Source organism: Sinorhizobium garamanticum, from assembly GCF_029892065.1.
In the GTDB taxonomy this organism is placed as follows: Bacteria; Pseudomonadota; Alphaproteobacteria; order Rhizobiales; family Rhizobiaceae; genus Sinorhizobium; species Sinorhizobium garamanticum.
Genome location: NZ_CP120374.1, coordinates 1,722,942 through 1,748,154, shown reverse-complemented (window position 1 = coordinate 1,748,154; position 25,213 = coordinate 1,722,942). Strand labels below are relative to the sequence as shown.

General features: G+C 62.9%; 18 protein-coding genes. 12 read left to right on the top strand and 6 right to left on the bottom strand.

Features of this window, described 5'->3' with window-relative positions:
- The 3 genes from urtC to urtA all read right to left on the bottom strand — a co-directional run bounded on the left by urtC (window position 1) and on the right by urtA (window position 4,257).
- Window positions 1-1,176, bottom strand: coding sequence for an urea ABC transporter permease subunit UrtC (urtC, locus tag PZN02_RS27960; RefSeq protein WP_280662192.1), 1,176 nt, complete (start codon window positions 1,174-1,176; stop codon window positions 1-3).
- Window positions 1,173-2,789, bottom strand: coding sequence for an urea ABC transporter permease subunit UrtB (urtB, locus tag PZN02_RS27955; protein ID WP_280662191.1), 1,617 nt, complete (start codon window positions 2,787-2,789; stop codon window positions 1,173-1,175). Before urtB ends, urtC begins: the two co-directional genes overlap by 4 nt.
- A gap of 175 nt (window positions 2,790-2,964) precedes the next feature.
- Window positions 2,965-4,257: an urea ABC transporter substrate-binding protein gene (urtA, locus tag PZN02_RS27950; RefSeq protein WP_280662190.1), complete on the bottom strand. Its 1,293-nt coding sequence runs from the start codon at window positions 4,255-4,257 to the stop codon at window positions 2,965-2,967.
- Window positions 4,258-4,678: 421 nt separating this feature from the next.
- Here urtA and PZN02_RS27945 point away from each other — a divergent pair, with 421 nt between their 5' ends.
- Together PZN02_RS27945 and PZN02_RS27940 are read left to right on the top strand one after the other, a co-directional pair.
- Complete coding sequence (locus PZN02_RS27945) at window positions 4,679-5,677, top strand: PQQ-dependent sugar dehydrogenase (RefSeq protein WP_280662189.1); 999 nt, start codon at window positions 4,679-4,681, stop codon at window positions 5,675-5,677.
- 232 nt (window positions 5,678-5,909) lie between these two features.
- Entirely contained in the window at window positions 5,910-6,344 is a 435-nt protein-coding gene (locus PZN02_RS27940) for an OsmC family protein (RefSeq protein WP_280662188.1), read from the top strand.
- A 55-nt stretch (window positions 6,345-6,399) separates the two neighbouring features.
- Here PZN02_RS27940 and PZN02_RS27935 read toward each other — a convergent pair whose 3' ends face one another.
- Window positions 6,400-6,798: a RidA family protein gene (locus PZN02_RS27935; protein WP_280663304.1), complete on the bottom strand. Its 399-nt coding sequence runs from the start codon at window positions 6,796-6,798 to the stop codon at window positions 6,400-6,402.
- Window positions 6,799-6,930: 132 nt separating this feature from the next.
- Here PZN02_RS27935 and PZN02_RS27930 point away from each other — a divergent pair, with 132 nt between their 5' ends.
- The 3 genes from PZN02_RS27930 (at window position 6,931) to PZN02_RS27920 (ending at window position 12,104) form a co-directional block, all read left to right on the top strand.
- Complete coding sequence (locus PZN02_RS27930) at window positions 6,931-7,524, top strand: TetR/AcrR family transcriptional regulator (protein WP_280662187.1); 594 nt, start codon at window positions 6,931-6,933, stop codon at window positions 7,522-7,524.
- 289 nt (window positions 7,525-7,813) lie between these two features.
- A complete protein-coding gene (locus tag PZN02_RS27925) occupies window positions 7,814-11,191 on the top strand; it encodes a hybrid sensor histidine kinase/response regulator (RefSeq protein WP_280662186.1) in 3,378 nt (1,125 codons plus the stop codon).
- Window positions 11,184-12,104, top strand: a complete 921-nt coding sequence (locus PZN02_RS27920) for a response regulator (RefSeq protein ID WP_280662185.1) — start codon at window positions 11,184-11,186, stop codon at window positions 12,102-12,104. The genes PZN02_RS27925 and PZN02_RS27920 overlap by 8 nt, the downstream gene beginning before the upstream one ends.
- Before the next feature lie 158 nt (window positions 12,105-12,262).
- Here PZN02_RS27920 and PZN02_RS27915 read toward each other — a convergent pair whose 3' ends face one another.
- On the bottom strand, window positions 12,263-13,588 hold the full coding sequence (locus tag PZN02_RS27915; RefSeq protein ID WP_280662184.1) for a dicarboxylate/amino acid:cation symporter: 1,326 nt from the start codon (window positions 13,586-13,588) through the stop codon (window positions 12,263-12,265).
- Between the two features lie 226 nt (window positions 13,589-13,814).
- On the opposite strand from PZN02_RS27915, the gene PZN02_RS27910 reads away from it, so the two are divergent.
- The 5 genes from PZN02_RS27910 (at window position 13,815) to PZN02_RS27890 (ending at window position 21,055) form a co-directional block, all read left to right on the top strand.
- Window positions 13,815-15,683 carry a sensor histidine kinase gene (locus PZN02_RS27910; RefSeq protein ID WP_280663303.1) on the top strand — a complete coding sequence of 623 codons (1,869 nt, stop codon included), beginning with the start codon at window positions 13,815-13,817 and terminating at the stop codon, window positions 15,681-15,683.
- The gene (locus PZN02_RS27905; protein ID WP_280662183.1) at window positions 15,680-17,050 is read left to right on the top strand and encodes a sigma-54-dependent transcriptional regulator; all 1,371 of its coding nucleotides are present in this window, start codon (window positions 15,680-15,682) and stop codon (window positions 17,048-17,050) included. The genes PZN02_RS27910 and PZN02_RS27905 overlap by 4 nt, the downstream gene beginning before the upstream one ends.
- Before the next feature lie 155 nt (window positions 17,051-17,205).
- On the top strand, window positions 17,206-18,147 hold the full coding sequence (locus PZN02_RS27900) for an AraC family transcriptional regulator (protein ID WP_280662182.1): 942 nt from the start codon (window positions 17,206-17,208) through the stop codon (window positions 18,145-18,147).
- A 229-nt stretch (window positions 18,148-18,376) separates the two neighbouring features.
- Window positions 18,377-18,835 (top strand): (2Fe-2S)-binding protein, encoded by a 459-nt coding sequence (locus PZN02_RS27895; protein WP_280662181.1) that lies wholly within the window; start codon window positions 18,377-18,379, stop codon window positions 18,833-18,835.
- 3 nt (window positions 18,836-18,838) lie between these two features.
- Complete coding sequence (locus PZN02_RS27890) at window positions 18,839-21,055, top strand: xanthine dehydrogenase family protein molybdopterin-binding subunit (RefSeq protein ID WP_280662180.1); 2,217 nt, start codon at window positions 18,839-18,841, stop codon at window positions 21,053-21,055.
- A 50-nt stretch (window positions 21,056-21,105) separates the two neighbouring features.
- Here PZN02_RS27890 and PZN02_RS27885 read toward each other — a convergent pair whose 3' ends face one another.
- A complete protein-coding gene (locus PZN02_RS27885) occupies window positions 21,106-22,017 on the bottom strand; it encodes a hydrogen peroxide-inducible genes activator (protein WP_280662179.1) in 912 nt (303 codons plus the stop codon).
- 285 nt (window positions 22,018-22,302) lie between these two features.
- Here PZN02_RS27885 and katG point away from each other — a divergent pair, with 285 nt between their 5' ends.
- Both katG and PZN02_RS27875 read left to right on the top strand, forming a co-directional pair.
- The gene (gene katG / locus PZN02_RS27880) at window positions 22,303-24,483 is read left to right on the top strand and encodes a catalase/peroxidase HPI (protein ID WP_280662178.1); all 2,181 of its coding nucleotides are present in this window, start codon (window positions 22,303-22,305) and stop codon (window positions 24,481-24,483) included.
- 251 nt (window positions 24,484-24,734) lie between these two features.
- Complete coding sequence (locus tag PZN02_RS27875) at window positions 24,735-24,911, top strand: hypothetical protein (protein ID WP_280662177.1); 177 nt, start codon at window positions 24,735-24,737, stop codon at window positions 24,909-24,911.
- The last annotated feature ends 302 nt before the right edge of the window (window positions 24,912-25,213 follow it).

Below are 25,213 nucleotides of genomic sequence, written 5' to 3'. Positions count from 1 at the left end.
TCACTCCGCGGCCATCGGTTCGGCAGCCGGCAGGCCTGCCTCTTTGTCGCTCATTCTTTCCTTCCGGGCGGCCTCGCGATAGGAGCGGCGCCGGGCAAGATGGTGCTGTGCCGTGCCGACAATGCCCTTCGGCATGAGCAGCGTGACGAGCACGAAGAGCCCGCCCAGCGCAAAGAGCCAGAATTCCGGGAAGGCGGCGGTAAAGATACTCTTTCCGCCATTGACGAGGATGGCGCCGATGATCGGACCGATCAGCGTGCCGCGGCCGCCGACCGCCGTCCAGATCACCACCTCGATCGAATTGCCGGGCTCGAACTCGCCGGGATTGATGATGCCGACCTGCGGCACGTAGAGGGCACCGGCGACACCGGCCATCATCGCAGAGACGGTGAAGGCGAAGAGCTTCATGTGCTCGACGCGATAACCCAGGAAGCGGGTGCGGCTTTCGGCATCGCGCAGCGCCACCAGCACCTTGCCGAATTTCGAGCGCACGATTCCCGAGGTGATGACGAGCGAAACGGCAAGCGCCAGCGCGGAAGCGGCAAAGAGCGCGGCGCGGGTTCCATCCGCCTGGATGTTGAAGCCGAGAATGTCCTTGAAGTCCGTCAGCCCGTTGTTGCCGCCGAAGCCCATGTCGTTCCTAAAGAAGGCGAGCAGCAGCGCATAGGTCATCGCCTGGGTGATGATCGACAGATAGACGCCGTTGACGCGTGAGCGGAAGGCGAACCAGCCGAAGACGAAGGCGATGAGGCCCGGTACGAGGACGACCATCAGCGCCGCGAACCAGAACATGTCGAAGCCATGCCAGAACCAGGGCAGTTCCCTCCAGTTCAGGAACACCATGAAATCCGGCAGCAGCGGATTGCCGTAGGAGCCGCGGGCGCCGATCTGGCGCATCAGGTACATGCCCATGGCATAGCCGCCGAGCGCAAAGAAGGCGGCGTGGCCGAGCGAGAGAATGCCGCAGAAGCCCCAGACGAGATCGAGCGCCAGCGCCAGCAGCGCATAGGTCAGGTATTTGCCGAAGAGCGAAACGAGATAGGTCGGCACGTGCAGCGGATGGTCGGGCGCCGTCAGGAGATTGAGCGCTGGAATAAGGACGGCGAGTGCTAGCAGGATCGCCACGGGTACGAGAATGGTGCGATCCAGCGACTTGATGAGGAACGAGGTAATCATGCTTCCACCGCCCGGCCCTTGAGTGCGAACAGCCCGCGCGGCCGCTTCTGGATGAAGAGAATGATCAGCACGAGCACGAGGATCTTGCCGAGCACGGCGCCGGCATAGGGCTCGAGGAACTTGTTGAGGATGCCGAGCGAGAAGGCGCCGACGAGCGTGCCCCAGAGATTGCCGACGCCGCCGAAGACCACGACCATGAAGCTGTCGATGATGTAGCCCTGGCCGAGGTTCGGCGAGACGTTGTCGATCTGCGAGAGCGCCACGCCCGCCATGCCGGCAATCCCGGAGCCGAGCGCGAAGGTGAGCGCATCGACCACGGGCGTGCGGATGCCCATGGAGGAGGCCATCCGCCGGTTCTGCGTCACCGCGCGCATCTGCAGGCCCATCGGCGTCTTCTTCAACAGGAAGAGAAGGCCTGCAAAGACGGTGAGCGCGAAAAGAATGATCCAGAGACGGTTCCAGGTGACCGTCAACCCGCCGAGGTCGAAGGCGCCGGACATCCATGACGGATTGCCGACCTCCCGGTTGGTCGGACCGAAGATCGAACGCACCGCCTGCTGCAGGATCAGCGATATGCCCCAGGTGGCAAGCAGCGTTTCAAGCGGCCGGCCATAGAGGAAGCGGATGACGCCGCGCTCGATCGCCAGCCCGACAGCGCCGGTAACCAGGAAGGCGAGCGGCAGTGCGATCGCCAGCGACCAGTCGAAGAGGCCCGGAAAGGACGTGCGGATGATCTCCTGCACGAGAAAGGTGGTATAGGCGCCGAGCATCACCATCTCGCCATGCGCCATGTTGATGATGCCCATGACGCCGAAGGTGATGGCAAGGCCGATTGCGGCAAGCAGCAGCACCGAGCCGAGCGAGAGCCCGTACCAGATATTCTGGCCGGCGGCCCAGAGCGCCTGGCTTTGCTCGATGCTCGCGAGCGCCGCTTCGATGTCCCGCTTCAACGTCTCGTCCGCCGTGCCGAGGGCGGTCGTGAGAATGGAAAGCGCCTCGCGGCTGCCGCCTTGCTTCAGGGTTTGAACGGCCTGTCGCTTCTCCTCGCCGGGACGGTCGGAGGTGAGGATCGCCGTTGCGCGCGCCTGTTCGAGCAATATGCGGATGGCCGCATCTTTCTCGGCGGCGAGCGCGTTTTCGATTGTCGGGAGCGCACCCGCGTTGGGTGCCTGCAGGATGGACTGCGCGGCCCTGAAGCGTTGATTGCGATCGGGGCTCAGCAGCGTCAAGCCGCCGAGCGCGGCGCGCACGGCACGGCGCACGCTGTTGTTGACCTTGATCTTCTGCAGTGCGCTCTTCGGCGCCTCGCCGACGCTCTCGCCGGAAAGCGGATCGGTCAGCGTCAGGTTCGCGCCCTCCTCACGCGTGAGGAACACTTGGCCATCAGCTTTGCGGGCATAGAGGTTGCCGTCGCCGAGCGTTTCGAGGACCGGCACGATCTTGGGATCGCCGCTCTTTGCCAGCGCCGCGATATGTTCGTCCATGTTGGACAGCTTCGCCGTGCCGAGCGCGTTCACGAGGTCGCGCAACGGCTCCTGCGCCCTCAGCCCCGCGGTCGGGATCGCGGTGAAAAGGACCAGGGCCACAAGCACGGTTTGTAAGATGCGATACATTCGCCCCTCGCACGGTTTCCGCGTCGGTTTGCGGCGCGACATCGGTGAAAATGCCCCTCCGTCCGAATGGACGCTTTCGGACGGAGGGTATTTCGATCTATCGGTTCGTCATGAAACGAGATTGTCGAACAAGGCCTAAGCGGTCTTTTTCGAGAACAAGTGCTTCGTCATGAAATCAGGAACCCTTGCCGCCGCATTTTCCCGTGGCGACGTTGAAGTTGCCGCAGGACATAGGGGCCCGCCAGTCGGCGATCAGGTCCTTCGAATCCGGCAGGTAATCCGACCACTCGTCGCCGACCACGAGGCCGGGCGTTTCCCAGACCGTCTCGAACTGGCCGTCCGCCTGGATCTCGCCGATCAATACCGGCTTGGTGATGTGGTGGTTCGGCATCATGGTGGAATAGCCGCCGGAAAGGTTCGGCACGGAGATGCCGACCATGGCGTCGAGCACGGCGTCGGTGTCGGTGGTGCCGGCCTTTTCGACCGCCTTCAGCCACATGTTGAAGCCGATATAGTGGGCTTCCATCGGGTCATTGGACACCCGCTTGTCGTTCTTGGTATAGGCCTTCCAGGTCTTGATGAATTCGGCATTGGCCGGATTGTCGACCGAATGGAAGTAGTTCCAGGCAGCCAGATGCCCGACCAGCGGACCGGTGTCGAGGCCGGCGAGTTCTTCCTCGCCGACGGAGAAGGCGACGACCGGGATGTCCTCGGCCTTGATGCCCTGGTTGGCGAGCTCCTTGTAGAACGGCACGTTGGCGTCGCCGTTGATCGTCGAGACGACGGCGGTCTTCTTGCCGGCCGAGCCGAACTTCTTGATGTCGGAAACGATCGTCTGCCAGTCGGAATGGCCGAAGGGCGTGTAGTTGATCATGATGTCTTCGGGCTTCACGCCCTTGGAGATCAGGTAGGCTTCAAGGATCTTGTTGGTAGTGCGCGGATAGACGTAGTCGGTGCCGGCGAGCACCCAGCGCTCGACCTCTTCGTTTTCCATCAGATAATCGACGGCGGGGATCGCCTGCTGGTTCGGCGCGGCGCCGGTGTAAAAGACGTTACGCTGGCTTTCCTCGCCCTCGTACTGGACAGGATAGAAGAGGATCGAATTCAGTTCCTCGAAGACCGGCAGCACCGATTTGCGCGACACGGAGGTCCAGCAGCCGAAGACGGCCGAAACCTTGTCGACCGAGATCAGCTCGCGCGCCTTTTCGGCAAAGAGCGGCCAGTCGGAAGCCGGGTCGACGACGACTGCCTCCAGCTTCTTGCCGAGAATGCCGCCCTTCTTGTTCTGCTCATCGATCAGCATGAGCATGGCGTCCTTGAGCGTCGTCTCGGAGATCGCCATGGTGCCGGAAAGCGAATGAAGAATGCCGACCTTGATCGTGTCCTCGGCGGCAAACGCGCCGTTGAACGCAGTGGTTGAAAGGGCGGCAGCGAGGAATGCGCCGCAAACGCGTGCCCTGATAGTCATCGGATTGAACCCCTCTAGTTCTGGTCGCCGCAACGGGGCGATGATTATTCTTTGGCCGTTGCTTGACCGATCATCCGACGTTCGTGCTGCGCTGCACATACGTCATTCTACGTAGGTGGCGGGGGGAAGAAGGAAGTTCTCAAGCCGATCGGGACGCGTCATTCGCGATCTCATGCGAGGTCGACCTGGTTACGGGCCTCCGAGGAACCTGTATCGGTCTGAAGATCACTTCGCCGTGAGGCCTACTGGCGCCGCGCGCCTAATCAGATGTGCAAAGGACGCCGTAACCTTTTGAATTACCGCATGTTTCTGTCCTTGGATCGGCTACGATTGAAGGAAAAATGCAGTATGCTCCGGGTTGAAACGAGAGCAAGCCGCTCCAATTCCCTCCAGCAAGTTCAGCTTGCATTCGGAGGCGCCGATGGAGGTCTTTTCCTCAAAAGCCGGGTTCGCTCGAATGGGTTTTCTCGCGCTGGCGGCGATCGCCTCCGGCGTGGCTCTCGGGCCGGCGCGGGCCGACCTGCTCGCTCGCGTTCCTGCCGCGCGCGAAATGGCGGTCTGCGGCGATATAGTGTTCGTCGGAACCAAGGGTTCCTCGGTCTATGCCGTGCCGTTGTCTGGCGGCGGCGCCCGGCGGGCCGCGTCCGGGTTCTCCGCTGCAAATGGAGTCGCATGCTCTGGCGGTCGGTTGTTCGTCGCTTCGAGGGACAGCGTAACCGCGTTCGACATCGGGCGCGGGGGCGCTCTGAGCGGCAGGCGCGATATTCGCCGAGGCCTGCCGAATTCGGGAGCCCATAGCTATCGCTATATCGCCGTCGGCCCCGATTCCCGGCTCTATGTCTCGTTTGGATCGCCTTGCAACATTTGCCGGCCGCGCGGGCTGCAGGGCACGATCGTCAGCATGAACCAGGACGGGTCCGATCTTCGCCGGGTCGCCTGGGGCGTGCGCAACTCGGTCGGCTTCGACTGGCGCGGCGGCACCATGTACTTTACCGACAACGGTGCCGACGGAATGGGCGACGATATCCCGCCCGACGAGCTCAACGCGCTTCGGCCGGGCGGCTTTTACGGCTTTCCGTATTTTGGAGGCCAGACCCGGCTCGAAGGGTTTGAGGACGCGGCGCCGCCCGAGCGGCAGATTCCGCCCGTCCTCGACTTTCAGGCGCATGTTGCGGCCCTCGGCATCCATTTCTTCCGCAGCCTCGGCGGCGACGCTTTGGTCGCCCAGCACGGCAGTTGGGACAGGTCGGTTCCCGTCGGGTATCAGGTCGTGCGGGTGCGCTTCCGGGGCGGCCGACCGGTTTCGGCGACGACGTTCCTCAGAGATGTCGGCCGGCCGGTGGACGTCAAGGAAGCGCCCGACGGTTCTATTCTCGTATCAGACGATGCCGGAGGAGCGGTTTACGTCTTCAGGCGATGACACCGGAGCTGTCAGCCTGCGGACAGATCCGCAGGCAGTCAAGGCGCTCGCCAAGTTCCCGAGAAGCGCAAACGTCTGAACCGCGAGGGCGGCGAGCGCTTCAGCGCGCCGAATGGTGGAAACGCGATCGTCGACGAAATCGAGGTGCCTGTCTGGCCGCAGCATGACGTTTCCGGTTATTGGAAATCTCAGCGCCGTCCGGCTGTTGCACCTGAGCACAAGGGGAAAGGTCATGAAAGCACGAATCAAATGGGTTGAAGAGCGAACGTTTGTCGGCGAGTCCGGGAGCGGTCACAAACTCGTATTCGGAACGGCCTCTGGGCCGGAGGGGCGAACGCCCGGGCCGAGCCCGATGGAACTGGTGCTGATCGGGGCCGGCGGCTGCTCGGCCTATGACGTCGTTCACATCCTCGAAAAGGGCCGCGAGGCGGTCGAGGACTGCACCGTCGAGCTCGACGCTGAGCGAGCCGAACAGGACCCGAGGGTCTTTACCCGCATCCATATGCACTTTGTGGTGAAGGGGCGCGGCCTCGCGGCGAAAAAGGTGGAGCGTGCGATCGCTCTGTCCCTGGAAAAATACTGCTCGGCGTCGGCGATGCTGGCGAAGACCGCCACCATCACCCATGACTTCGCCGTCATCGACACCGCCGTGACGAGTGCGCGCTAATCACCGATTACACCACTGGATGCCGGAGTGCCGGAATCGCTCCGGCCGAGCAGACCTATGCGTTTTCAGGAATGCGCGCGATGACCTTGATCTCGAAATCGAAACCCGCAAGCCAGTTCACCCCGATTGCGGTCCAGTTCGGGTACGGCGGTTTATCGAATATGTGATTCTTGACCGCCATGATGGTTTCAAACTGGTTCTCGGGATCCGTATGGAACGTGGTCACATCGACGATATCGTCGAAAGTGCAGCCTGCCGCGTCTAATGTAGCCCGCAGGTTTTCAAAGGCCAATTGTACCTGGCGTTTGAAGTCAGGCTCGGGAGTTCCATCGGAGCGGCTGCCGACCTGCCCCGAAACAAACAGAAGGCCCCCGGAGCGGATCGCAGCCGAATAGCCGTGGGCTTCGTAGAGGGCATGCCGATTGGCAGGGAATACTGCGTCGCGCTGTGTCATCATTTAATTCCTTCACCTTGAGGGCTTCACACGCCGCTGCATAATTTGATATACGGCGCGTATACAGAACAAACACACATACGCACCGTATGTCAATCCACATACGGTGCGTATATGAATGAGCAGTGACTGATGGCCGCGAAACGAGCTGAGACGATGGAAGCGAACCGCGCAAAGCTGATCGCGGCCGCGCGAAAGGCCTTTGCCGAAAAGGGTTACGCCGCGGCTTCAATGGACGATCTGACCGCTGAGGTGGGGTTGACCCGGGGGGCGCTCTACCACAATTTCGGGGACAAGCGCGGGCTTCTGGCGGCCGTTGTCAATCAGATCGACGCAGAGATGGCAACGCGGGCGCAGGAGATGGGCGCCCACTCAGAAGACGAGTGGGAAGGACTGATGGCCGAAGGGGTGGCCTACATCGAAATGGCGCTCGATCCTGAAGTGCAGCGTATCGTTCTGCTGGACGGGCCGGCGGTCCTTGGTGATCCATCGCAATGGCCCACTCAGAACAGCTGCCTGCAGGCGACAAGGCGGACAGTTGAACGCCTGATGGAACAAGGAATCATGAAGCCGATGGATGCTGAGGCTGCAGCCCGGCTACTGAACGGCGCAGCGCTCAATGCGGCTCTCTGGATCGCTGCGAGCGACGATCCCAAAGATGTCCTGCCGAAAGCTATCGAGGCCTTCCGCTCCCTGGCGACTGGTTTGCTGGCGAAGTCGATGTGAACCTGGGAGAAGGAACCGGACGGTATCGTTTGGCACCGAGCGCGTTGAACTAACTTTCCGCTTCCCACCCTTCCCATCACACTGAACGCCTCCGTCTACGGCGGCCTTACGTCGATGCCATAACGACTTACGAGATTCATCCTGCCGTCGGCGCCACGAAAGACATCGGACCCAGATCAGGCCGGTTTGCCGGAAACATTCCCGCAATGCAGCAATTTCATGCATCGTCCCTCTGTGTTACGAAAGGAAAACTGGCGTCTGCCGGCAGCGCAAGAGATGACGAGGGACCATGGCGGCACGCCAGCGCATCATTCCCGTTCGACGAGAATACAATCGCTGGGTCGCCAACCAGACGCTTGAGGATTATGCGCTGCGGTTTACCGCCAAAAGTGCGCGGCGTTTTTCCTCCGAGCGCATCTCGCAGACGGCGATCGGCGCGATCTCCTTCCTGGCGCTTGAAGCCATCGGCGGCGCCATCACGATGTCCTACGGCACGACGAATGCGATCGTCGCGATCCTCGTCGCCAGCATCATGATCCTGCTCGTCGGCCTGCCGATCAGCCGCTACGCGATCCGCCATGGCGTCGACATCGACCTTCTGACGCGCGGCGCAAGCTTCGGCTATATCGGCTCGACGATCACCTCGCTGATCTATGCAAGCTTCACCTTCATTCTCTTTGCGATCGAGGCGTCGATCATGTCCGGGGCGCTGGAGCTTGCCCTCGGCGTACCGCTCTGGATCGGCTACATCGTCAGCGCAGTCGTGGTGATCCCGCTCGTGACCCACGGCGTCCGGCTGATCAGCAAGTTCCAGCTGATGACGCAACCTTTCTGGATCGTGCTCAACATCCTGCCCTTCGCCTTCATCGCGTTCGCCGATTGGGAAAAGGTAGGGCTTTGGCTTGCTTATTCCGGCATCCACCATGCCTCCGGCCCTTCCGGCACCGTCGCGCCCTTCGATCTCGTCGAGTTCGGCGCCGCCTCGGCGGTGATCTTCGCGCTGATGGCGCAGATCGGCGAACAGGTCGACTTCCTCCGCTTCCTGCCGCCGGACGGCCAGAGGAAGCTGCACCACCGCATCGCGATCTTTCTCGCCGGCTCCGGCTGGGTGATCGTCGGCGCGCCGAAGCTGCTGGCCGGTTCGTTTCTCGTCGTACTGGCGCTCAGCGACGGCGTGCCCTCGACCCGGGCCGCCGACCCGTCGCAGATGTACTACACCGCCTTCGGCTACATCTTCCCATCGGACACTGCAGCGCTTCTTTTGATGGTCGCCTTTGTCGTCGTCTCGCAGCTGAAGATCAATGTGATGAACGCCTATGCCGGCTCGCTTGCCTGGTCGAACTTCTTCTCGCGGCTCACTCACAGCCATCCCGGCCGCGTCATCTGGCTGGTCTTCAACGTGGCGATCGCGCTCCTCCTGATGGAGCTCGGCATCTACCGGCTGCTCGAGGAGACGCTCGGCATCTTCTCGATCATCGCCATGGCCTGGCTCTGCGCCATCTCGGCCGATCTCTTCGTCAACAAACCGCTGGCCTTGTCACCACCCGGCATCGAGTTCAAGCGCGCGCACCTCTACGACATCAATCCCGTCGGGCTCGGTACCATGGGGATCTCGGCGGTCCTTGCGCTCGCGGCGCATTTCGGCGCCTTCGGCGATATCGCCGCCTCGCTCGCCCCCTATATCGCCCTCGTCACGGCCTTCATCGCCTCGCCGCTGATCGCCTGGTGGACCGAGGGTAAATTCTATCTCGCGCGCAAGCCGCGCAAGAGCTGGTTCCGGGAGAGCGAGATCGCCTGCTCGATCTGCGAACATCCCTTCGAGCCGGAAGACATGGCCTGGTGCCCGGCCTATGCCGCACCGATCTGCTCGCTCTGCTGCTCGCTCGACAGCCGCTGCCACGACATGTGCAAGCCGAAAGCGCGGCTGAACACCCAGATCGCGACGGTCGCAAAGGCGATCCTGCCCGAGGCGGTAACCGCAAAGCTCGCCACGAGGCTCGGCCGCTACGCGATCTCCGCCGTCCTCTCGATCAGCGGCATCGGCCTCATTCTCGCGATGATCGCGCATCAGACGACCGCCGCCTCGCCCGAGACTGCGGCCGTCGTCGAGCGTACCGTCGCGATCGTCTTCTTCGTCTTCGCAATCGTCACCGGCGTCGTCTGCTGGTTCTACGTGCTCGCCCATGACAGCCGCGTCGTGGCGGAGGAAGAGTCCTCACGCCAGAACACGCTGCTCCTGAAAGAGATCGCCGCGCACAAGAAGACCGACGCCGCCTTGCAGAACGCCAAGGAAGCTGCGGAAGCGGCGAACCGGGCGAAGAGCCGCTATGTCGTGGGCTTGAGCCACGAGCTGCGCACGCCGCTCAACGCCGTGCTCGGCTATGCGCAAATCCTCGAGCGCGATGAGACCATACCGCCAACAAGGCAGGGGGCGATCAAGGTGATCAAGCGCAGCGCCGATCACCTCTCGGGCCTCATCGACGGCCTGCTCGATATATCCAAGATCGAAGCCGGCAAGCTGCAGGTCTATTCCAACGAAATCAACATTCACGATTTCCTCGATCAAATCGTCGACATGTTCCGCCCGCAAGCCCAGGCCAAGGGCATCGCCTTCGAACACGACCGTGCAGCGTCGCTGCCGCAATATGTACGAACGGACGAGAAGCGGCTGAGACAGATCCTCGTCAATCTGCTGTCGAATGCGCTGAAGTTCACCGAACGCGGCCGCATCCGCTTCGGCGTCGGCTATCGCAACCAGGTTGCCACCTTCACGATCGAGGACAGCGGCCGCGGCATCAGCGACAAGGACCTGCCGCGGATCTTCGATCCGTTCCAGCGCGGCGAGGCGGAACATCGCATGCCCGGGCTCGGGCTTGGCCTGACCATCACGCGCCTCCTCACCCAGACGCTCGGTGGCGAGATTTCCGTCACCAGCGAAAGGGACAAGGGCACGGTCTTCCGCGTCCGCCTGATGCTCTCCGCCGTCGACCGGCCGGCCGCACTCAAGGACCCGGTGCGCCGGATCCGCTCCTACAAGGGCACCCGCCGCACCGTCGTTGTCGTCGACGACAACGAGGATCACCGCGATCTGATGCGCGAGGTGCTGGCCCCGCTCGATTTCACCGTGCTGACGGCGGCGAGCGGACGGGACTGCCTGACGCTCATCGGGGACATCAAGCCCGACCTGTTCCTGATCGACATCTCCATGCCCGGCATGAATGGCTGGGAACTGGTGACGCGACTGCGTGAGAGCGGCCAGACCGCGCCGGCGATCATGCTGTCGGCCAATATCGGCGACGGATCGACGGCCGGCACCGCAGGCGGTCACAACGACACGCTCGCCAAACCCTTCGGGGTTCGCCAGCTCGTCGACAAGCTGGCGATCCATCTCGGCCTCGAATGGATCCATGAGGACGATAATAAGCACGCCAATGGCAAGGCCGATCCTGTGACCAGTCCCGGACACCACCATGTGGAGGAATTGATCCGGCTTGGGGAAATCGGCTACGTCAGGGGCATCGACGCGAAGCTGACGGAGATTGCCCTGAACCCTGAGAACCAGGCTTTTGCGGAGGCGGTGCGCGCCTATGTCCGTGCCTTCGACCTTTCCGGCTACGACGCTTTCCTGAAGCAGTTGACGGCAGGGGAGGCCGAGACACGTGGCTGACCCTGCCAATCCGCGCGACATCGTGCTTCTGGTCGACGATTCGCCAGAGGCGCTGGGCTTCCTGACTGAAGCGCTGGAACAATCCGGCTTTTCGGTGTTGATCGCCACCTCCGGCAACGCCGCCCTGAATATTGCCGACCGCATCACTCCCGACATCATCCTGCTCGACGCCGTGATGCCCGGGATGGACGGTTTCGATACCTGCATCCGACTGAAGGCAAACGCCTCCGTCACCCAGGTTCCAGTGGTTTTCATGACCGGGCTCACCGAGACGGAGCACGTGGTACGCGCGCTGGAAGCCGGCGGCGTCGACTATCTCACGAAGCCTATCAACATCGACGAACTGCGGGCCCGCATTCGCGTCCATCTCTCCAACGCGCGTTCCGCCCAGAGCGCCCGGGTTGCGCTCGATGCGGCCGGGCGGCACCTGCTTGCCGTGCGCGGCGACGGCGGCGTCCGCTGGTCGACGCCGCAGGCGACGCGCCTCGTCAATGCTGCAACGGGAAGCGACGACGGGCTTGCGGTGGTGACCGCCCGCATCGCCGAATGGATGCGGCAGCGTGAAAAGCATGGCTCCGGTCAGGCCAGCTTTACCCTGCAGCAGGCGGGGCAGACGGGCTTGCAGATTTCCTATCTCGGCGCCATCGGCTCCAACGAATACCTCTTCCGCCTGACCGCCGAGAACGGCATGAGCGACGACGAGATGCTGCGCCAGCATTTCCTGCTGACGCAGCGCGAATCCGAGGTACTGCTGTGGATCGCCAAGGGCAAATCCAACCGCGATATCGGCGAGATCCTCGGCTTAAGCGCCCGCACGGTCACCAAGCATCTGGAACAGATCTACGTGAAGCTCGGCGTCGAAAACCGGGCATCGGCCGCCGTCAAGGCGACGCAGGTCCTGCACGGGATTTGACTTGGTCGTGTCGTGGACCCATCGCCACGAACCTTCTCAAGAAGAACGCTCAGGGGATTGCCAATGCTTTACCCCCTCTGAGGCGGCAAAAAAGCGCGGTCTGGAAAACCAGACCGCGCCAAACTGCACTTGCGTGCAGGCTTGCCCTGGGAGGCAAGTTATTCGGCCGGTTGGACGACCGCCGGAATGGTGTCGATCGACGTCTCCCCGCCGAGTGCGGCGGAGAGTTGCGCCTGATCCAGTTCGCCTTCCCATTTCGCCACAACGACCGTCGCGACCGCGTTGCCGACGAAATTGGTGAGCGCGCGGCATTCCGACATGAAGCGGTCGATGCCGAGGATCAGCGCCATACCCGCGACCGGTACGGAGGGGACGACCGAGAGCGTCGCGGCCAGCGTGATGAAGCCCGCGCCGGTGATTCCGGCAGCGCCCTTCGAGCTCAGCATGGCGACGAGCAACAGCAGGATCTGGTCACCGAAGGAGAGCGGGATGTCGGTCGCCTGCGCGATGAAGAGCGCGGCGAGCGTCATGTAGATGTTGGTGCCATCGAGGTTGAAGGAATAGCCGGTCGGGATGACGAGGCCCACCACCGAGCGCTTGCAGCCTGCCTTCTCCATCTTGTTCATCAGGCCCGGCAGCGCCGCCTCCGAGGAGGACGTTCCGAGCACCAGCAGCAGTTCTTCCTTGATGTAGCGGATGAGCGCGACGATCGAGAAGCCGTTATAGCGCGCCACGGCGCCAAGAACGATGAAGACAAAGAGGAGGGAGGTGAGATAGAAGGTGCCGATCAGCATGGCGAGGTTGGCAATCGACGCCACGCCGTACTTGCCGATGGTGAAGGCCATCGCACCGAAGGCGCCGATCGGAGCGGCCTTCATCAGGATCGCCACCAGACGGAAAATCGGCAGCGTCAGCGCATGCAGGAAATCGACCACCGGCTGGCCTTTTTCGCCGACCATCGCAAGTGCGACGCCGAACAGAACCGAGATGAACAGCACCTGCAGGATGTCGCCCTCGGCGAAAGCACTGATCAGCGTCGTCGGAATGATATTCATGAGAAAGCCGGTGACCGACTGCTCATGCGCCTTCTCGGTATAGGTCGTGACCGCCTTCACATCGAGCGAGGCCGGATCGATATGCATGCCGGAGCCAGGCTGGACCACATTCGCGACCACGAGACCGACGATGAGCGCGAGCGTGGAGAAGGTCAGGAAGTAGATCATTGCCTTGCCGGCGACGCGCCCGACCTTGGCGAGATCGGTCATGCCGGCAATACCGGTCGCGACCGTTAGGAAGATGACCGGCGCGATGATCATCTTGACGAGCCTGATGAAGGCGTCGCCCAGCGGCTTGAGCTCGGTGCCGACATCCGGATAGAAATGGCCGAGCAAGATGCCCGCAGCGATCGCCGCGAGGACCTGGACATAGAGATGCCGATAAAGGGGTGTCTTGCCGCGGATCTCCGCGGAATGTTCTGCGATCATGATAATCCTCCACGAGCCTAGTCCGGCAAGGGGCCGGGCCTCCCAGGCCACTTTTCCGAAGAACGACAGCACCCGCTGCCATGCGGAAGGAGTTGCAACGGGCGTGCCAGATTGGACGCGCATGAACAACCTATTGATTCCTAAGCTCTTTAATTTTAAGCGTCCGTGGATCTGCGCTGGAGTGGGCGGAAATCCGCACAGACGAATTGGCATGCTGGGCGAAAAGATGCACAATGCCGCCATGACCATTCCCCTCAAAAATGATCTCGGCGATCTCCAGCGCCGCGCCCGGCGGCTTTGGCTGGTTTTCACCCTGGTCGCACTCGCGCTCATCGCGTTGGGCTTGGTCGTCGCCGGGGAATATGGCCGGACAAATGCGCTCAGCGCGCTCGCTGAACAAAGCCGCATCGACGCCAGCCTCAAGGCGTCGCTGTTGCGCGCCGTCGTCGAAAAACAGCGCGCGCTGCCGCTGGTGCTCGCCGACGACACGGCGATCCGCCAGTCGCTTCTGACGCCGGATGCCCGCTCGCTCGACCAGATCAACCGCAAGCTCGAGGAGCTTGCCGCAAGTGCCGGCGCCGCGGTCGTCTATCTGATCGGAGTGGACGGCGTCGCCATCGCCGCGAGCAATTGGCGAGAGCCGACAAGTTTCGTCGGCAGCAATTATGGTTTTCGCGACTATTTCCGCCTGGCGATCCGTGATGGTCAGGCGGAGCATTTTGCCATGGGGTCGGTCAGCAAACGCCCGGGCCTCTACATTTCCCGGCGGATCGACGGACCTGCGGGGCGGATCGGAGTCATCGTCGCCAAGCTCGAGTTCGACGGCGTCGAAGCCGATTGGGCGAGCACGGGCAAGCCCGTCTATGTCACCGACCGACGAGGCATCGTCCTCATCACCAGCATCCCCTCCTGGCGCTTCATGACGACGAAGCAAATTCCCGAGGACCGTCTGGCGTCGATCCGCGAAAGCCTGCAATTCGGCGACGCGCCCTTATTGCCGCTGCCCTTCAGCCAAATCGAAGCAAAGGCCGATGGCTCCTCCACCCTCAATGGCCTGCTCCCGGGCAGCCGCCCCGAGATGTTCCTGCGCGTCGAAACGATGGTGCCGTCGACGAACTGGCGGTTGGAACAATTGTCGCCGCTGACCGCCGCGCTGTCGGCAGGCGCACGCAATGCAAGGCTGCAGATGCTCGCGATCCTGGTTCCCCTGCTCGCGCTTGCCGCCTTTCTCATGCGCCGGCGCCAGACGGTCGCCTTGCGTTCGGCGGCGGAACGCGCGGCACGCATCGAGCTCGAGGCGCGCGTCGAGGAGCGGACGCGTGACCTCACCATGGCCCGCGACCGCCTCGAAACGGAAATCGCCGACCATCGCCAGACGACCGAAAAACTGCAGGCCGTTCAGCAGGATCTCGTGCAGGCCAACCGGCTGGCGATCCTCGGGCAGGTCGCCGCCGGCGTCGCGCACGAAATAAACCAGCCCGTCGCCACGATCCGCGCCTATGCGGACAACGCCCGCACCTTCCTCGATCGCGGCCAAAGCGCGACCGCAGCGGAAAACCTTACCAGCATCGCCGAGCTTACCGAACGCGTCGGGACAATCACCGACGAATTGCGCCGGTTCGCCCGCAAGGGAAATTTCGTCGCCGAACCGACCGAGATGCGGGACGTGATCGAAGGGGCGATGCTCTTGCTTCGCAGCCGCTTTGCCGGCCGCATGGATACGATCCGGATCTCCCTTCCTCCCAACGGCCTGAAGGTCATGGGCAACCGCATTCGCCTGGAACAGGTGCTGATCAATCTTCTCCAGAACGCACTGGAAGCGCTCGGCGACGCCGAGAACGGCGAGATCAGGGTGCGGTGCGCGGAAACGGAGCGCGGCATTGAGCTGACGGTCGCCGACAATGGTCCCGGCATTCCGGAGGGTGTTCGCGATGAGCTTTTCACGCCCTTCAATACGTCGAAGGACGACGGGCTCGGTCTCGGGCTAGCGATCTCCAAGGAGATCGTCGTCGACTACGGCGGCGACATCGCGGTTGAGACTGGCGCCTCCGGAACCACATTCACAGTCCATTTGAAAAAGGCTCAAACGCAATGAGCGACGCCGCATCCGTTTTCCTGATCGACGACGACCGCGACTTGCGCAAGGCGATGCAGCAGACCCTTGAGCTTGCCGGCTTTACGGTCTCGCCCTTCGCCAGCGCGGTCGAAGCTCTTGGAGCCCTGAGCCCCGAATTCGACGGGGTCGTCATCAGCGACATCCGCATGCCGGGTCTCGATGGGCTTGCTTTCTTCCAGAAGGTGGCCGCCCTCGACCCGGACCTTCCCGTCATTCTGGTCACCGGACATGGCGATATCCCGATGGCGGTCCAGGCCATTCAGGATGGGGTCTATGATTTCATTGCCAAGCCCTTTGCCGCCGATCGGCTCGTCCAGAGCGCGCGGCGCGCCGTGGAGAAGCGTCGCCTGGTGATGGAAAACCGTGCGCTCCGACGCGCCGCGGAAGCCGCCTCCGACAGCCTGCCGCTGATCGGCCAGACGCCGGTGATGGAACGGCTGCGGCAGACGTTGAAACACATCGCTGACACCGACGTCGATGTGCTGGTCGCCGGCGAGACCGGCAGCGGCAAGGAGGTCGTTGCGACCCTCCTGCACCAGTGGAGCCGGCGCAGCAATGGCAATTTCGTGGCGCTCAACTGCGGCGCCCTCCCCGAAACGGTGATCGAGAGCGAGCTCTTCGGCCACGAGCCGGGCGCCTTCACCGGAGCCGTGAAAAAGCGGATCGGCCGGATCGAGCATGCAAGCGGCGGCACGCTGTTTCTCGACGAGATCGAGGCGATGCCGCCGGCAACCCAGGTCAAGATGCTGCGTGTACTTGAAGCGCGCGAGATCACCCCGCTCGGCACCAACGAGACACGGCCGGTCGACATCCGGGTCGTTGCCGCTGCCAAGGTCGACCTCGGCGATCCGGCGGAGCGCGGCGACTTTCGTGAGGACCTCTACTACCGGCTGAATGTCGTGACGCTTTCGATCCCGCCGTTGCGCGAGCGGCGCGAGGACATCCCGCTGCTCTTCTCGCATTTCCTGAGCCGGGCGGCGGAACGTTTCGAGCGTGACGTTCCATCGGTTTCTCCGGCTGTCCAGCAACACCTGATGTCGCATTCCTGGCCCGGCAATGTGCGCGAACTGTCGCATTTTGCCGAGCGTGTGGCGCTTGGCGTTGAAGGAAACCTCGGCAACCCGCTCCCGCCAGCGGCCGACGCCGGGGCATCGCTTCCGGAGCGGCTGGAGCGCTACGAGGCCGAGATCTTGAAGGAAGCCCTGACGGCGCATCGGGGCGACGTCAAGGAAACGCTGGAAGCGCTCGGCATTCCCCGCAAGACCTTTTATGACAAGCTGCAACGTCACGGCATCAACCGGGCGGACTATGTCGAGCGGGCTGCGCCGCCAGACAATCGCGCCTGAAACCTTGAGGAAGCGGGTTGGTCGCCCAGTTTGCTTCCCGGAGCGATGCGGTAGTGTAGATCGTTGGCGGTTGCCTAATCGTGCCGAGATCAAAATATTGTGATAAGCTTAGTGGTTGAAGTCCAATGAAGAGACGGCAATGGAGCGAGGCAAGCATGCAGAAGCGCGACCTGCGCGAAGAAACGGCGCCCCTTCGGGCGCAAATTCTCGACAAGCTCTCGCAACTGCCGTGGGACGGTGTACGCTGCAGCCACCCGATCCCAGGGCTCGTCCTCTACCGCATCATCGAGCCGGCCGGCCCGTTTTCCAGTGTCTCGGAACCGAGCCTGTCGCTGATCGTCAAGGGAAGCAAGCGCATCAAGGTCGGCAACGAAACGCTCGTCTACGACGAGTCCTGCTTCTTCGTGACCGCCATCGGCTTGCCGATGACTGGACAGATCTGCGAGGCGACCAAGAGCGAACCCTATGTGGCCGCGACGCTGCGGCTCGATCTGGAGAAACTGCGCAGGATCATCACCGACTACGACATACAGCCGGGGGATATGCCCGAGCGCGACCTCGGTGTCGTCGTCGGCGCCGCGACACCGGAATTGTATGACGCCCTGTTGCGGCTGATTTTGCTCATAAACTCGCCGGCGGACATCCCTTTCCTCGCCAGTCATATTCACAATGAGATCCTCTACCGGCTGCTTACCGGCGAGCAAGGGGCACGGCTTCGGCGCTTCGCGCTCGTCGGCACCAACAGCAACCGCGTGGCAAAGGCGGTGGCCTGGCTGAAGGAAAATTATGCCCGGCCGCTGCGCATCGAGGAGCTGGCGGAAGTTGCGAACATGGGCGTATCGACGCTCCATCACCATTTTCGCGCCATGACCGCAATGAGTCCGCTGCAGTTCCAGAAGCACCTGCGGCTGCACCACGCGCGGGACCTGATGCTTTCGCAGTCGCTCGATGCAGCGACGGCCGCCGCACGTGTCGGTTATGAGAGCCCGACGCAATTCAGCCGGGAATATCGACGTGCTTTCGGTCATCCGCCGATAAGGGATATCAGGTCAATCCTGAGCTCCAGCGAGCCGAACAGACGCGACTCGATCGACTAGAAAACGGCGCGGTGCGGCGCCTAAATCGATTCGCTGGGCACGACACCGCGGCGTCACCATGATCACAATCGCGTCATGTCGACAGAAATAGGCAATAATGCGACAGGATCGACTCTACCGGGCTGCGGAATGGTCTTCTAAGCTTTGACCGCAGCCTGGCGAATGGCTGCGGCGCATGAAGCGGCATCTCCCAAATGCCGAGAGCTGCGCCTAACGCGAGGAGACCACCATGGCAATTGTGACGATCAACGGCGTCAAGCACTCGGTCGAAGCCGAGGCGGATATGCCGCTTCTTTGGGTGATCCGCGATCTTGTGGGGCTAAAAGGCACGAAGTTCGGGTGCGGCATGGCACAATGCGGCGCCTGCACCGTCTATGTCGACGGCGCGCCGGTCCGGTCCTGTCAGACGCTCATCGGCGACATCGAAGGGGCTGAGGTGACCACCATCGAGGGGCTCAAGGGCAAGGTCGCGGAAACGGTGCAGGCGGTTTGGGCCGACCTCGACGTTCCGCAATGCGGCTACTGTCAGTCGGGACAGATCATGTCGGCGACGGAACTCTTGACCAGCAATCCAAAACCCAGCGACACGGACATCGACGCGGCAATGTCGGGCAATCTCTGTCGTTGCGCCACCTATCACCGGATCCGTGCCGGCATCCACGAAGCCGCAAAGCGTTTGGAGGCTTGAGTCATGATCCCGAAACTGATGCAATCGCTCACCCTCTCCGCCCCGCGGATCGAGACATCTCGGCGGCAGTTCCTCATCGGCGCGCTTGCGGCCGGCACAGGCATCGCCGTCGGTTTTCGCCTGCTCACCGCCTCGCCGGCGGCCGCGGCCGAGACCGCGGCGGACGACGGGGCACATGCCTTTTCCCCCTATGTGACGATCGACGGTGATGGAAAGGTGACCGTCCTTTCGTCGCAGTTCGAGATGGGCCAGGGCTCCTATAACGGCATCGCCACGCTCGTGGCGGAAGAGCTCGATGCCGATTGGTCGACGATCGAAGTCAAGGGCGCCGCCGGCAATGTGCAGGCCTATGGCAATATCGCCTTTGGCGGCGCTATCCAGGGGACGGGCGGTTCGACCTCGATGGCCTCGTCCTGGGAGCGCTACCGCAAGGCGGGTGCTGCCGCCCGGGCGATGCTCGTCGCCGCCGCCGCCGCCGAATGGGGCGTCGACGCGGCGGAGATCACGGTCGACAACGGTCGCCTCGCCCATGCCTCCGGCAAGAGCGGCGGCTTCGGCGAGTTTGCCGCCAAGGCCGCGACCATGCCGGTGCCCGCGGACGTAACGCTGAAACAGCCGGGCGACTGGAAGCTCATCGGCAATGGCAAGCTGAAACGCTTCGACAGCGCCCGCAAGGCGAACGGCACGGAGCAATACACAATCGATGTCAAGCTGCCGGGCATGCTGACCGCGGTGATGATCCATCCGCCGGTTTTCGGGGCGAAGGTGAAGTCCTTCGATGCTTCGGCCGCAAAGGCTATCAAGGGCGTGGTCGACGTCGTCGAAACGCCGCGCGGCATTGCCGTGATCGGCGAGCACATGTGGGTGGCGATCAAGGGCCGTGACGCCGTCACCGTCGAATGGGACGAGACGGCGGCGGAAAAGCGCGGCACGGATGAGCTCATGTCCATGTACCGCGATCTGGCGGAGAACCCGCCAGCGGCGGTCGCCCGCAAGGACGGCGACGCCGAGGCCGCCTTCGCGAGCGCGGCAAAGGTCATCGAGGGAAGCTTCGAATTCCCCTATCTCGCTCATGCGGCGATGGAGCCCTTGAACGCGGTCGCGCGCATGAACGAGGACGGCACGCTCGAGATCTGGGGCGGGCATCAGTTCCCGGACGTCTATCAGCGCCTTTCCGCCGAGATTGCTGGCATTGCTCCGGAAAAGGTGCGCCTCAACGTCATGAAGTCCGGCGGCAGCTTCGGCCGGCGGGCGGTGTTCGACGGCGATGTCGTCGTTGAGTCCGTCTATGCGGCCAAGGCCATCGGGTTCCGCGCGCCTGTAAAGGTGCAATGGACCCGCGAGGACGACATGCACGCCGGCCGCTATCGGCCCGCCTACGTGCACAGCCTCAAAGCCGGGCTAGACGAGAACGGAAAGCTCGTGGCTTGGGACGATCATATCGTCGGCCAGTCCATCGTGGCGAAGACCGCCTTCCAGGGCATGATCCAGAATGGCGTCGACCCGACCTCGGTCGAAGGCGCCCACAACCTGCCCTACGCCATTCCGAACCAGACGGTCGGGCTTACGACTACCGACGTCGGCGTTCCGGTCCTGTGGTGGCGCTCCGTCGGCTCGACCCACACCGCCTTCGCGGCAGAAACGTTCCTCGACGAGGCCGCCGAGGCGGCGGGAAGCGATCCGGTCGAGTTCCGCCTCTCCATGCTCGAACCGGACTCGCGTCACGCGAAGGTCCTGAAGCTCGCGGCGGAAAAGGCGGAATGGCAGAAGCCGCTCGCCGAAGGTCGCTTCCGCGGTGTCGCCCTCGCCGAAAGTTTCGGCTCCGTGGTGGCCGAGATCGCCGAGGTTTCGACCGATGGGAATGGCGGCATCAAGGTCGAGCGCGTGGTCGCTGCCGTCGATTGCGGTCTCGCGATCAACCCCGACCAGGTCCGCGCCCAAGTGGAAGGCGGCATCGGCTTCGGGCTCGGGGCCATATTGGGCGAGGAAATCACGCTGACGGATGGCAAGGTCGATCAGGGCAATTTCGACATGTATACGCCGCTCAGGATCGACGCCATGCCAAAGGTCGAGGTCCACATCGTGCCCTCGGCCAATCCGCCCTCCGGCATCGGCGAACCCGGCGTTCCGCCGATCGGCCCGGCCGTTGCCAACGCCGCCTACAAGGCGCTCGGCAAGCGGATCCGCGTCATGCCGTTCTCAAAAACGCTCAACGCGTAATCTCCTATGCCCGGCCGCTAATTCCGGCCGGGCATTCCGCCGCAAAGAGATCAGATTTCGCTGCTCGCCTGCATCGTGCCCGCGGACTGACGAACGACTTCCGAAATCTGCAGGAGCTGTTTGGCCAAGGGGCTCGTCTTGCGCCAGATCATGCCGATTGTGCGCGAGGGCTGGGGATTCTCGAAGCGGGCAACAGACACGGACGCCGAGCGCGTTTCCACCGGCACGGCCATTTCCGGGATCAGAGTAACACCGATGCCGGCGCTGACCATTTGAACCAGCGTGGATAGAGAGCTACCGTCCAGCAATTCCCGCGGCAGCGCCGAGCGCATATTGCAGAACGACAGGGCCTGATCGCGAAAGCAATGCCCCTCCTCCAGGAGAAGCAGCCGCATTTCACGCAATCTTTCGCGACCGGGCACCGGCTTTCCCTCATCCTCATCCGACCGAACCAGCACGAAATTCTCCTCGAACAGCGCAACCTCGGTCAAGGACGGTTCGGATATCGGCAGCGCCACAATGGCCGTGTCGAGCCGACCCTCCAACAGGTCCTGAACCAGCTTCGACGTCAGCGTCTCGCGCACGTTGATATCGAGCCCTTCATACACGCGGGTGAGATTGCCTATTATCCGAGGCAGCAGGTAGGGTGCGACCGTCGGGATGACGCCGATCCGCAGCCGTCCCGCCAGACGGTCCTGCGAGGCGCGCGCCAGGTCTCCGATTTCATCGACGGAACGCAGGATGTCGCGCACGCGCTGGGCAAGCACTTCTCCGAAGCTGCTGAGCCGCACCTGACGCGCGCCTCTTTCAAACAGCTCCGTGCCCAGCGCTTGCTCCAGTTCCTTGATCTGCACCGACAATGCGGGCTGAGAGATCGCGCAGGCATCCGCCGCGCGCCCGAAATGGCCGTATCGTGCCAATGCCTCGAAATAGCGAAGCTGCTTGAGTGTGAAATTGATCATAACCGCATGTTATCGCAGCGATCAGGAAATCCAACTTAAATTAATGAAACCCATTTGCTAGAGTGATTAAGCTGCAGAGAAGACAGCCAACGTCACCGCCTCGAACTCCGACGGTGGAAAGGTCATCGATGTCCTGGCCACTCAGCGTTGGCACTCAAGGCTGTTTGTTTCAGGGGTCTTTTCCCGGGAGGACCTCAAGCAAAAGGATATCCATGTGCCTGGCGCGCTTGCGCTGGCCATGAAACCGAACCAGCGAAATTCGCGCAATCACAATGGGAGACCGAAATGGACGCAAAAGCCGAAAAAACGGGCCGCTGCCCGGTCGTGCACGGCACGTCGAGCCGCGACTGGTGGCCTAACCAGTTGAACCTGAAAGTTCTTCACCAGAATTCGCCACTCTCCAATCCGATGGGCGAGGCGTTCGATTACGCCGAGGAGTTCAAGAAGCTCGACCTGAATGCCGTCAAGCAGGATCTCTACGCGCTGATGAAGGACAGCCAAGACTGGTGGCCGGCCGACTTCGGCCATTATGGCCCGCTTCTCATCCGCATGGCCTGGCATAGCGCGGGCACCTACCGCACCGGCGATGGCCGCGGCGGCGCATCTTCCGGCACGCAGCGTTTTGCGCCGCTGAACAGCTGGCCGGACAATGCCAACCTCGACAAGGCGCGCCGGCTGCTCTGGCCGATCAAGCAGAAACACGGCAAGAGCATCTCCTGGGCCGACCTGATGATCCTCGCCGGAAACTGTGCGCTGGAGTCGATGGGCTTCAAGACCTTCGGCTTCGGCGGCGGCCGTGCCGACGTCTGGGAGCCGGAGGAAGACATCTATTGGGGCATGGAGACCGAGTGGCTCGGCGACAAGCGCTACACGGGTGACCGGGAGCTCGAGAACCCCCTTGCCGCCGTGCAGATGGGTCTGATCTACGTCAATCCGGAAGGACCGAACGGTAACCCCGATCCGGTCGCGGCCGCCCGCGACATCCGCGAGACGTTCTCCCGCATGGCCATGAACGACGAGGAGACCGTCGCCCTCATCGCCGGCGGCCATACCTTCGGCAAGACCCACGGCGCGGGCGATGCCGCGCTTGTCGGCCCGGAGCCCGAGGGCGCCGGCATCGAGGAGCAGGGCCTCGGCTGGAAGAGCAGTTACGGCAGCGGCAAGGGCGGCGATACCATCACCAGCGGCCTTGAAGTCACATGGACTTCGACGCCGACGAAGTGGAGCAACAACTTCTTCTGGAACCTGTTCGGCTATGAGTGGGAGCTGACCAAGAGCCCGGCCGGCGCGCACCAGTGGAAACCGAAGAATGGTGCGGGCGCCAATTCCATACCGGATGCACACGACCCGTCGAAGCGTCACGCGCCGTCCATGTTGACCACCGACCTCGCGCTCAGGGTCGACCCAGTCTACGAGAAGATCGCAAGGCGCTTCTACGAGAATCCGGATCAGTTCGCGGACGCCTTTGCCCGGGCATGGTTCAAGCTGACGCACCGCGACATGGGTCCGCGCGCGCGCTATCTCGGCCCAGAGGTCCCGGCAGAGGAGCTGATCTGGCAGGATCCGGTCCCGGCCGTCGATCATCCCCTGGTCGACGCAGCTGACATTGCCGACCTCAAGGCCAAGATCCTCGCATCGGGTCTCTCTGTCTCCGATCTGGTCTCGACCGCCTGGGCGTCGGCTTCGACCTTCCGCGGCTCCGACAAGCGTGGCGGGGCGAACGGCGCGCGCATCCGCCTCAGCCCCCAGAAGGATTGGGAAGTCAACCAGCCCGCCCAGCTTGCAAAAGTGCTGGAAACCCTTGAAGGCATCCAGAAGGCCTTCAACGAGGCGCAGTCCGGCGGCAAGAAGGTTTCCCTCGCCGACCTGATCGTGCTTGGCGGCGCCGCCGCGATCGAGGAGGCCGCAAAGGCCGCCGGGCACGATGTGGAGGTTCCCTTCGCGCCGGGCCGCACGGATGCATCGCAGGAGCAGACCGATGCGGAATCCTTTGCCGTCCTCGAGCCGATCGCCGACGGCTTCCGCAACTACCAGAAGGCCCGATATGCCGTTTCGGCAGAGGAGCTGCTGGTCGACAAGGCGCAACTCCTGACGCTGACGGCGCCGGAGATGACCGTCCTCGTCGGCGGCTTGCGCGTGCTGAACGCGAATGTCGGAGAGTCCCAGCACGGCGTCTTCACCAAGCGTCCCGGGGCGCTCACCAACGACTTCTTCGTGAACCTGCTCGACATGGGCACGGAGTGGAAGGCTTCGGCGGAAGCTCAGGATGTGTTCGAGGGACGCGACCGCAAGAGCGGCGAAGTCAAGTGGACCGGCACCCGCGTCGACCTCGTCTTTGGTTCGAACTCCGTGCTCCGTGCGATCGCGGAAGTCTACGCGCAGGAGGATGCGCCCAAGAAGTTCGTGCGCGATTTCGTGGCAGCCTGGAACAAGGTGATGAACGCCGATCGCTTCGATCTCGTCTGATCCTGGCCGAAGCCGCCGTTTCCGCACGTAAGGGGTCGGTACGCAAATACGGGTCCCGGCAATTCGCCGGGACCACGCTTCGGGTTGAGCACGCCACCAACCCAGCTGAGAAAATCCGAACCACAATTCCATTGAATCGGCAACCTGAGGTGCCCGGTTCGCCATCACGAAGCACTCACGAGGCCTTTTAGACGGAGCTTGACAACGCGGTGCCCGAATGAGAACATAACGTGAACATTCGGAGGATTATCATGACCCATACCGAAGAAGTCATAAACCGCGCCATGGCCGTCGTCGCTGCGTCTCGCGTCCGGCGAGAGCGCGAGGAAGAACGGCGGAGACAGATTTTCGGGCGGATTCAACTGACCCCGCCCCTGCCCGCGCTGAAGCGCGGCGGCGTGCAGCTTTCGCTCAATCTGGACAGTTAAGCTCGTGTATCCGGGAAGCCGAAGAAGCAGTTGTCGCGGACAGCAGGTCGAAGCGATCCCGGCAGGCACGATGAGGATGCAAAGGCCGCGGTCGCAACTTTCCTTGCAGATTGCAGACACCTGCGCCGCCGGCGGCTTACTCGCGCAGCAGCCGCGGATTGCCGCGCGGATGGCGGCCAAGCCTTGATGAATGACGATGCGGCATCGGCGGGGAATCGACCTGGCACCGCGCGGGGATACCGCAGAATCCGCCTCCACCTTGGAGACGCTGCCCGAATGGTATGTGCTCGTTGCCAGGTGCG

What these genes read in the sequence shown, in the direction of transcription:
- katG (WP_280662178.1), top strand. Translation starts at nt 22,303, where the DNA reads ATGGACGCAAAAGCCGAAAAAACGGGCCGCTGCCCGGTCGTGCACGGC.
- PZN02_RS27910 (WP_280663303.1), top strand. Translation starts at nt 13,815, where the DNA reads ATGCACAATGCCGCCATGACCATTCCCCTCAAAAATGATCTCGGCGAT.
- urtC (WP_280662192.1), bottom strand. Translation starts at nt 1,176, where the DNA reads ATGATTACCTCGTTCCTCATCAAGTCGCTGGATCGCACCATTCTCGTA.
- urtB (WP_280662191.1), bottom strand. Translation starts at nt 2,789, where the DNA reads ATGTATCGCATCTTACAAACCGTGCTTGTGGCCCTGGTCCTTTTCACC.
- PZN02_RS27940 (WP_280662188.1), top strand. Translation starts at nt 5,910, where the DNA reads ATGAAAGCACGAATCAAATGGGTTGAAGAGCGAACGTTTGTCGGCGAG.
- PZN02_RS27925 (WP_280662186.1), top strand. Translation starts at nt 7,814, where the DNA reads ATGGCGGCACGCCAGCGCATCATTCCCGTTCGACGAGAATACAATCGC.
- PZN02_RS27900 (WP_280662182.1), top strand. Translation starts at nt 17,206, where the DNA reads ATGCAGAAGCGCGACCTGCGCGAAGAAACGGCGCCCCTTCGGGCGCAA.
- urtA (WP_280662190.1), bottom strand. Translation starts at nt 4,257, where the DNA reads ATGACTATCAGGGCACGCGTTTGCGGCGCATTCCTCGCTGCCGCCCTT.
- PZN02_RS27930 (WP_280662187.1), top strand. Translation starts at nt 6,931, where the DNA reads ATGGCCGCGAAACGAGCTGAGACGATGGAAGCGAACCGCGCAAAGCTG.
- PZN02_RS27885 (WP_280662179.1), bottom strand. Translation starts at nt 22,017, where the DNA reads ATGATCAATTTCACACTCAAGCAGCTTCGCTATTTCGAGGCATTGGCA.
- PZN02_RS27935 (WP_280663304.1), bottom strand. Translation starts at nt 6,798, where the DNA reads ATGACACAGCGCGACGCAGTATTCCCTGCCAATCGGCATGCCCTCTAC.
- PZN02_RS27890 (WP_280662180.1), top strand. Translation starts at nt 18,839, where the DNA reads ATGATCCCGAAACTGATGCAATCGCTCACCCTCTCCGCCCCGCGGATC.
- PZN02_RS27875 (WP_280662177.1), top strand. Translation starts at nt 24,735, where the DNA reads ATGACCCATACCGAAGAAGTCATAAACCGCGCCATGGCCGTCGTCGCT.
- PZN02_RS27915 (WP_280662184.1), bottom strand. Translation starts at nt 13,588, where the DNA reads ATGATCGCAGAACATTCCGCGGAGATCCGCGGCAAGACACCCCTTTAT.
- PZN02_RS27905 (WP_280662183.1), top strand. Translation starts at nt 15,680, where the DNA reads ATGAGCGACGCCGCATCCGTTTTCCTGATCGACGACGACCGCGACTTG.
- PZN02_RS27945 (WP_280662189.1), top strand. Translation starts at nt 4,679, where the DNA reads ATGGAGGTCTTTTCCTCAAAAGCCGGGTTCGCTCGAATGGGTTTTCTC.
- PZN02_RS27895 (WP_280662181.1), top strand. Translation starts at nt 18,377, where the DNA reads ATGGCAATTGTGACGATCAACGGCGTCAAGCACTCGGTCGAAGCCGAG.